The sequence below is a fragment of the Flavobacterium sp. genome (genome assembly GCF_013822155.1).
In the GTDB taxonomy this organism is placed as follows: Bacteria; Bacteroidota; Bacteroidia; order Flavobacteriales; family Flavobacteriaceae; genus Flavobacterium.
This window is the reverse complement of sequence record NZ_PNJW01000087.1, coordinates 1-7,207: the sequence shown is the minus strand read 5'-3', so window position 1 is coordinate 7,207 and position 7,207 is coordinate 1. Positions and strand designations below refer to the sequence as shown.

Here is a 7,207-nt window from a genome sequence, read left to right as displayed (position 1 = left end):
CCTTTGGGATGCTGATTTGGATTCGCTTCCTGTTTTCGGAACGATTGCTTCGCAGTTTAATGATCCGGGAATGAACACACTTTACAAAAAAGTGATGGACAAAATCGTTGAAAAAACAGAAGCTGATTTACAATCTACGTTCGAAATCACTCGTGAAATGAGCGAGAAAATCTTCGTCATTCCGCCACACAGAACCCGTTATCTTTCTGAAATTTCCGAAAATAACCGCAAGTATGACGAGACTGTTCTTACCCAAGTAGAAGTAGCTCAAAAATTATACGGAATTTATAAAACCATCGAATCGGTTGGTCATATCAACTCATTAGGGTTAACCAAATTCGGATTGGACGAAGAGAGACTTCAGCAGGCTAAGTCTGACAATACCAAAGAATTTTTAAGTTTGTTAACCAAAGAATTCGATCGTGTAAAAATGAACTTAGACCCATTCAATTGGGAAATCATTTTAACGTGGGACGAAAAAGTAAACAAATATAAAAATCCGGTTTACAGTTTTAAAGTTCGTGATAAAATAATCAATATTGATACCCATACCGAATCACTTTCGCATTCACAAATACCAAAAGTTGCTTTGCCAAAATACCAAGCCTGGGGTGATATTTTAAAATGGAATTTACAGGAAAATGTACCAGGCGAATTCCCGTTTGCCTCCGGACTTTATCCGTTCAAAAGAGAAGGCGAAGATCCATCGCGAATGTTTGCAGGGGAAGGCGGACCGGAGCGAACCAACAAACGTTTTCACTATGTGAGTGCAGGTTTACCCGCAAAACGTTTGTCAACAGCTTTCGATTCTGTAACTTTATACGGAAACGACCCAGATTTGCGTCCGGATATTTACGGAAAAATTGGTAATGCCGGTGTTTCCATTTGCTGTTTAGACGATGCTAAAAAATTATATTCCGGTTTCGATTTGAGTCACCCAATGACTTCTGTGAGTATGACCATTAATGGTCCGGCTCCAATGTTGTTAGGCTTTTTTATGAATGCTGCAATCGACCAAAATTGTGAAAAATACATCATTGAGAACAATTTACAAGTTGAAGTTGAAGAAAAAATTAATGAAATCTTCAAGAAAAAAGGTTTTGAAAAACCCGCTTATAACGGAGAACTTCCGCAAGGAAATAATGGTTTAGGATTAATGTTGTTAGGTGTTACAGGAGACCAAGTGTTACCGGATAATGTTTATAATGACATTAAAATTAAAACAATGGCTCAGGTTCGTGGTACCGTTCAAGCCGATATTTTAAAAGAAGATCAAGCACAAAATACGTGTATTTTCTCAACAGAATTTGCACTTCGATTGATGGGAGATGTGCAGGAATATTTCATTCAAAAGAATGTTAGAAACTTCTATTCTGTATCGATTTCAGGCTATCATATTGCAGAAGCAGGAGCAAACCCAATTACGCAATTAGCTTTTACGTTGGCCAATGGTTTCACTTACGTGGAATATTATTTAAGTCGTGGGATGAATATCAATGATTTTGGTCCGAATTTGTCCTTCTTTTTCTCCAATGGAATTGATCCAGAATATGCCGTGATTGGTCGTGTGGCGAGAAAAATTTGGGCAAAAGCCTTAAAAAATAAATACGGAGCCAACGAAAGAGCTCAGATGTTGAAATACCATATTCAAACATCAGGACGTTCATTACATGCTCAGGAAATTGATTTTAACGACATCCGAACCACCCTTCAAGCTTTGTATGCAATTTATGATAACTGTAACTCGTTGCACACCAATGCGTATGACGAAGCAATTACTACTCCAACGGAAGAATCGGTGCGTCGAGCGATGGCCATCCAGTTGATTATCAATAAAGAGTTAGGTTTAGCGAAAAACGAAAACCCAATTCAAGGATCCTTTATCATTGAAGAATTAACTGATTTAGTGGAAGATGCCGTTTTACAGGAATTCGACCGCATCACCGAGCGTGGAGGTGTTTTAGGTGCAATGGAAACAATGTACCAACGTTCTAAAATTCAAGAAGAATCGTTGTATTATGAAACGTTGAAGCATAACGGCGATTTTCCAATTATTGGAGTCAATACGTTTTTAAGTTCTAAAGGTTCGCCAACGGTTGTTCCAAGAGAGGTCATTCGTGCAACTGAAGAAGAAAAGCAATTCCAAATTAATACGTTGGAAACATTACATCAATTACACGAACAAAAGGTTTCAGAATTATTGAATTCTTTACAAGAAGCAGCTATCAAAAATCAAAATCTTTTTGAACGTTTGATGGAAGCCACTAAATATTGTTCATTAGGACAAATTACGAGTGCATTGTTTCAAGTAGGAGGACAGTATCGTAGGAATATGTAAATTTTAGCATAAATAATAAAAAAGAGATGTTTCAAAGCATCTCTTTTTTATACAAACATATTTGAGTTGGGTTCTTTCACGGTATTTGCAATCGATATAATTGGTTCAGATAATAAAAACTCCAAGAGTTCAGCATTAAAAGCTTCCGGTTGTTCTAAATTCGATAAATGACCGGCATTTTCAATGATTTTTAATGATGAATTCTTAATGTTAATATGCATAAATTCTGATTCTGATAAAGGAGTAACCTGATCTTCTCTACCGCAAATAATAAGTGTTGGAATTTCAATTTTGTTCATACTACTGCAAGTTTCAGCACGAGAAGCCAACGCTTTTAATCCACTAATGATTACTCCGGGAGCATTCGCAAGTATATCAGCTTCAATTTTGGAAACTAATCCGATTTTGTTTACAATTGAATCTTCGTGAAATACAGCTTTTAAGAAAGTAGTTGTAAAATTTGTAATTCCGTTGATTTCAATTTCTTTAATGGTCTCCAAACGCTTTGTTTTTTGTTCGATAGTATCTGCTGCACATTGAGTATCACATAAAATTAAAGCTGAAAAGCGTTTTGGATATTTTTTCACTGCATTTAATGCGATGAAGCCGCCCATTGAAAGACCACAAATAATTACTTTTTTTAACTGTAAAGCATTCATGAATTCAATTAAATCATTGGCGAATAAGTCTATACTTGTTTCAATATGATTGTCTTGTGATTGTCCAAAACTTCTAATGTCTATTGAAATTAAACGATGTGATTCTTTAAAAAAATTCAATTGTTCATCCCACATTGATTTATTGAATGGGAATCCATGTAAAAAAAGTATTGGTGTTTTTCCAATTCCAATATCATTATAGGTTATCAAAACATTATTTAGTTCTAATTTTCTGTTGAAATTTGATTCAGAATTTTGCATATTTATGAACTTAAGATTAATAGAAGTAAAGGTCATGTATCGCCTAATTAAAGTGTTACATTATTAATTTATTATATTGTATAATTAATGTCTAAATCAAGAACTGATTTTTTTTATTTCTACCTGATTTTTAATGATTGTAAATAGTTATTTTTGAAAAAAAAATAGAAAATGAAAAATTTCTTTCTTTCATTCATTGTAATTACATTTTTCACAGCTTGTGATTCATCAGATGATTCATCAATCGTATTTGATTCAGATATTCGTGTGGACGGAGTTGAATTCACTCCAACAAATGCAATTGTTTCCAATGCAACAGCAAGTATGCCGGGCGAAGAAGCTATGAATTTTGCTTTAACAAAAGGTACAATCGGTAATTCTGATTACGAAGCCATAAATTTTACAGTTAATTATCCACTTACTTCAAGTAGTGCACCCAATGGAGTTTATGATTTTGGAATAGGGGTAATAGGGGAAGTTTTATTTGCTCAAGGCTCGTATGTGAAAGGTTCAAAAGCGTACAGTTTAGCAGGTTATACCGTTCAGGTTACGGTTTTGTCAAATACAAAATACCGATTGGATTTTCAAAATATTCAAGCAGTCAATCCTTTTGCTTTAGAGGAAATGATTGTTATTTCAGGGTATTATGAAGGAGAAATGGAATGATACATTAGTCACGATGGCTGATTTCCCTCATTGCTTTTTTTAATAATTGCTTTCAATTTTTCTTTTCGGTTAATTTCTTTTTCTTTCTTTTTTGCTTGCTCTTTATGCAGTTTATCATTGTGAATTTTGATATTCTTTGGATTATTTCTTCCCATAATAATTAATTTAAATTAACGAACTCCTTTTACATTCATTTGCAATCCGTAAACCGAATCCATTGCGGTAATAAATAAAATATCTAGGTTTTTACCACCAAAACACACATTGGCTGTCCAATTTTCAGGTACCGTAATGTATGCAATTTTCTTTCCGTTTTTGTCAAAAACATGCACGCCATTTCCTGTTAAATAAACGTTTCCTTGGTTGTCAACAGTCATGCCATCGGAACCCATTTCACAGAATAATTTTCTATTTGTTAAAGTGGCATCTTTTTGAATATCATAAACATAGGTTTTACTGTTGCCAATATCTGCTACATATAGTTTTTTTCCATCAGGAGTGCCAATAATGCCATTTGGTTGAACTAAGTTATCATCGACAGTTATGATTGATTTTCTGTCTGAGGAAAGATAATATATATTTTTTCCGTTTCGTTTACTGATTGAATCTCTTTTCCAATAATTCCGAACATACAAAGGGTCGGTAAAATAAATGCCGTTTTTCGCATCAATCCACAAATCATTCGGACCATTGTGAGCATTCATGGTATCTTCATAAATGACTTTATGATTTCCTTCGTTGTCAAATTGCCATAGTTGATTGTCCATATCGGCACAAGTAATCAAATAGCCTTTCTTGTCAAAATACATTCCGTTGGAACGACCGGATTCTGAACAGAAAACAGACATTTTTTTAGTTGTAGCATCCCAACGGATAATTTTGTTATAGGGTTGATCAGTAAAAAACACATTTCCTTTTTTATCTACAGCCGGACCTTCGGTGAAAACAAAACCATCACCTAATAATTCTAAAGTGGCATTTTTGGCAACAATAGTTGAAGCGTCAGAAATTTGTGCAGTTCCTATAACAGAAAATAGAAGTAGGTATAGCCTTGAAAATAGGTTAGTTATTTTATTGTTCATTTTTCAGTAATTTGTCAATTTTTAAATAGCCTACTTCTAAGGTATCTTCTTCGGTAGAATTAATTTTGGTGATTTTAAGTTTAAATTTTTCTTTAAATTTTGAACTTAAAATATCCTCAATTTCATAAATATCATCCACATCCACTCCATATTTATCGTCAATATGTGAAGTCGCTCCTTTAAAACCAAAATGTTTATAAAAGGTGGTCTGTTTGGATTTTTTAATGGCTTCGGCTTTGTTTTTCGCAACAGTTATTACCTTGTAATGATATTCTTCAAACTCATTTTCTTTATAACCCCCAAGGTTGATGAAAAATAATTTTTCCAGATTGGGTAAATTTTCTTCGTGCGAAACCACTTCAATTTTGAAACTGTCGACAAAAGATACTTTACGCCAAGCATCAATATGAATTTTGCCTTTTGCTTCCGGCCAAAAGGTTTTCATATCAGGAACTAATTCTTTTAAATTTTTGCCAATTCCAAAAAAAATATCATGCTGTTCAGTCAGTCTTCCGGCTGGAGAACATCCCAACATAACCATAAAAAGCGATTCATTTTCTTTCATCTTTCAAATGTAAGAAAAATAAATTAGGGCAAATGGTTCAAAAAAGATAACTTTGGCACAAGTATTGGTTAGCATACAATATCATGAATCATTAAAAAAATTAATTATGAAAAAAATTACCTTAATTTTAGTGTTTATCGGGATGATAGCATTACAAAGTTGCGAAGGCCCTGAAGGCCCTCCTGGAAGAGATGGTTTTACCGTTGAAGCAGAAGTTATCGAAGTAGGCAACGTTAACTTTACCCCGCAAAATAATTTTGAGTTTCAAATCTTCTTAAATCCACCCATTTTACCGGCGGATAAAATTTTAATTTACCGATTAATCGATGTGGATGGCGGACAAGATGTTTGGAAATTATGTCCGGAATATATCTTTTTTAATGACGGAACATTAAGCCATGCTTATAACTATGATTTTACACGTTCAGATGTCCTTTTTTATATGGAAGGATTTGATTTAGCCGGACTTTCTCCTGCTGTTCGCACCAATCAAATTTTTAGAGTGGTCATCATTCCGGGCTATGGTTCGAACTTTAGAATGGATTTTACCAACTATGATCAAGTGATGTCAATGTTAGGACTTTCAGAAGCGGATGTTAAGAAATTTAAATAATTTAAGTTTTTTTTCAGTTTTTTCAGTTTTATAAAAAAAAACTTACATTTACATACAATTTAAAACTTTATCTGATGAAAAATTTTTTCTATTTTTTGACATTCTATCTTGTTAGTGTTCAATTATTTTCCCAAGTCTCTGTTTCAATTATTGATTTTAGAGTAAATAATATGGCTGTAACGAATAATCAAATTAATTTTAATAATGCTAGTTCGGTTAATTTAAAATTTACAGTTAAGTTATCAACGACTAATGGGAATGCCAATAATATATTAGGAAATCTTTTCATATATAGTAAAGAAGTATTAACATCTGATACATTTGTGCAAAGAGATTTTAGAGCGGTAACTTTCATTGAAAATAATCCACCTTTCGTTCCTGAAACCATTTATACAAGCGAGTATAACATTGAAATTGATTTAAGCCGTAGTCAATTTTATAATACAGGTGGTATTTTGTATGCGGTTTATAGAAATTCTTCTAATAATAATTTTTTTAGTGGTAATATTGACATAATTGGAGGTTCATCAATTAATACTTCACCTAATTTATTGTCTAATTCAATTTGCTGCAATCAAACAATAAGATATGGAGATAAGCCAAGTTTAATAACAGCTTCTTATATTGATCCAGACTCTACATTTGATAAAAAATGGATTAACGTTGTACCAGGAGATTTACCATTTCAAAATGCTAGTACTAATTTTGCTGTTGATAAAGTAAATTCTTATGATCCTGGTTTTTTGTTTGAAACTAAAACGTATTTAAGAAGGCTAGGTACAACTGGATCCAATTTCGTAGCTAATCAAAGTAATCAAGTAACAATTACCGTTGTACCTACTCCAATTATTTCTAATAATATATCAACAAATGCCATAAACATTGAAAATAATATTCATGAAATTAATGAGGGTCAAATTTTAGATTTTTATGGTACCGTATCCAAAGTAAATTTAAATGTCCTTAATAATCCATTTCATATACCCGTAAGAGGAGATGATATAGATTTTGTACAATTTTATT

The 7,207-nt window shown here is 32.9% G+C and carries 8 protein-coding genes; 4 read left to right on the top strand and 4 right to left on the bottom strand.

What is annotated here, in order from left to right; genetic code table 11:
* Positions 1 to 2,338, top strand: a 2,338-nt coding sequence (locus C0512_RS14275) for a methylmalonyl-CoA mutase family protein (protein WP_290862732.1), incomplete at its 5' end; no start/stop codon positions are given.
* 47 nt (positions 2,339 to 2,385) lie between these two features.
* Here the strand turns inward: C0512_RS14275 and C0512_RS14270 are convergent.
* Positions 2,386 to 3,258, bottom strand: a complete 873-nt coding sequence (locus tag C0512_RS14270; RefSeq protein ID WP_290862730.1) for an alpha/beta hydrolase — start codon at positions 3,256 to 3,258, stop codon at positions 2,386 to 2,388.
* 171 nt (positions 3,259 to 3,429) lie between these two features.
* Between C0512_RS14270 and C0512_RS14265 the strand changes: the two genes are divergently transcribed.
* Positions 3,430 to 3,924, top strand: coding sequence for a hypothetical protein (locus C0512_RS14265; protein WP_290862728.1), 495 nt, complete (start codon positions 3,430 to 3,432; stop codon positions 3,922 to 3,924).
* Between the two features lie 8 nt (positions 3,925 to 3,932).
* Here the strand turns inward: C0512_RS14265 and C0512_RS14260 are convergent, their stop codons facing one another.
* From C0512_RS14260 to C0512_RS14250, 3 genes are read right to left on the bottom strand one after another with little or no spacing between them, the layout of a single operon-like run.
* A complete protein-coding gene (locus C0512_RS14260; RefSeq protein WP_290862726.1) occupies positions 3,933 to 4,079 on the bottom strand; it encodes a hypothetical protein in 147 nt (48 codons plus the stop codon).
* Between the two features lie 15 nt (positions 4,080 to 4,094).
* Positions 4,095 to 5,006, bottom strand: a complete 912-nt coding sequence (locus tag C0512_RS14255) for an SMP-30/gluconolactonase/LRE family protein (RefSeq protein WP_290862724.1) — start codon at positions 5,004 to 5,006, stop codon at positions 4,095 to 4,097.
* On the bottom strand, positions 4,996 to 5,571 hold the full coding sequence (locus C0512_RS14250; protein WP_290862722.1) for a DUF1543 domain-containing protein: 576 nt from the start codon (positions 5,569 to 5,571) through the stop codon (positions 4,996 to 4,998). The genes C0512_RS14255 and C0512_RS14250 overlap by 11 nt, the downstream gene beginning before the upstream one ends.
* A 106-nt stretch (positions 5,572 to 5,677) precedes the next feature.
* Here C0512_RS14250 and C0512_RS14245 point away from each other — a divergent pair, with 106 nt between their 5' ends.
* On the top strand, positions 5,678 to 6,184 hold the full coding sequence (locus tag C0512_RS14245) for a hypothetical protein (RefSeq protein WP_290862720.1): 507 nt from the start codon (positions 5,678 to 5,680) through the stop codon (positions 6,182 to 6,184).
* Between the two features lie 74 nt (positions 6,185 to 6,258).
* The coding region (locus C0512_RS14240) for a hypothetical protein (protein WP_290862719.1) at positions 6,259 to 7,207 on the top strand (949 nt) is incomplete at its 3' end.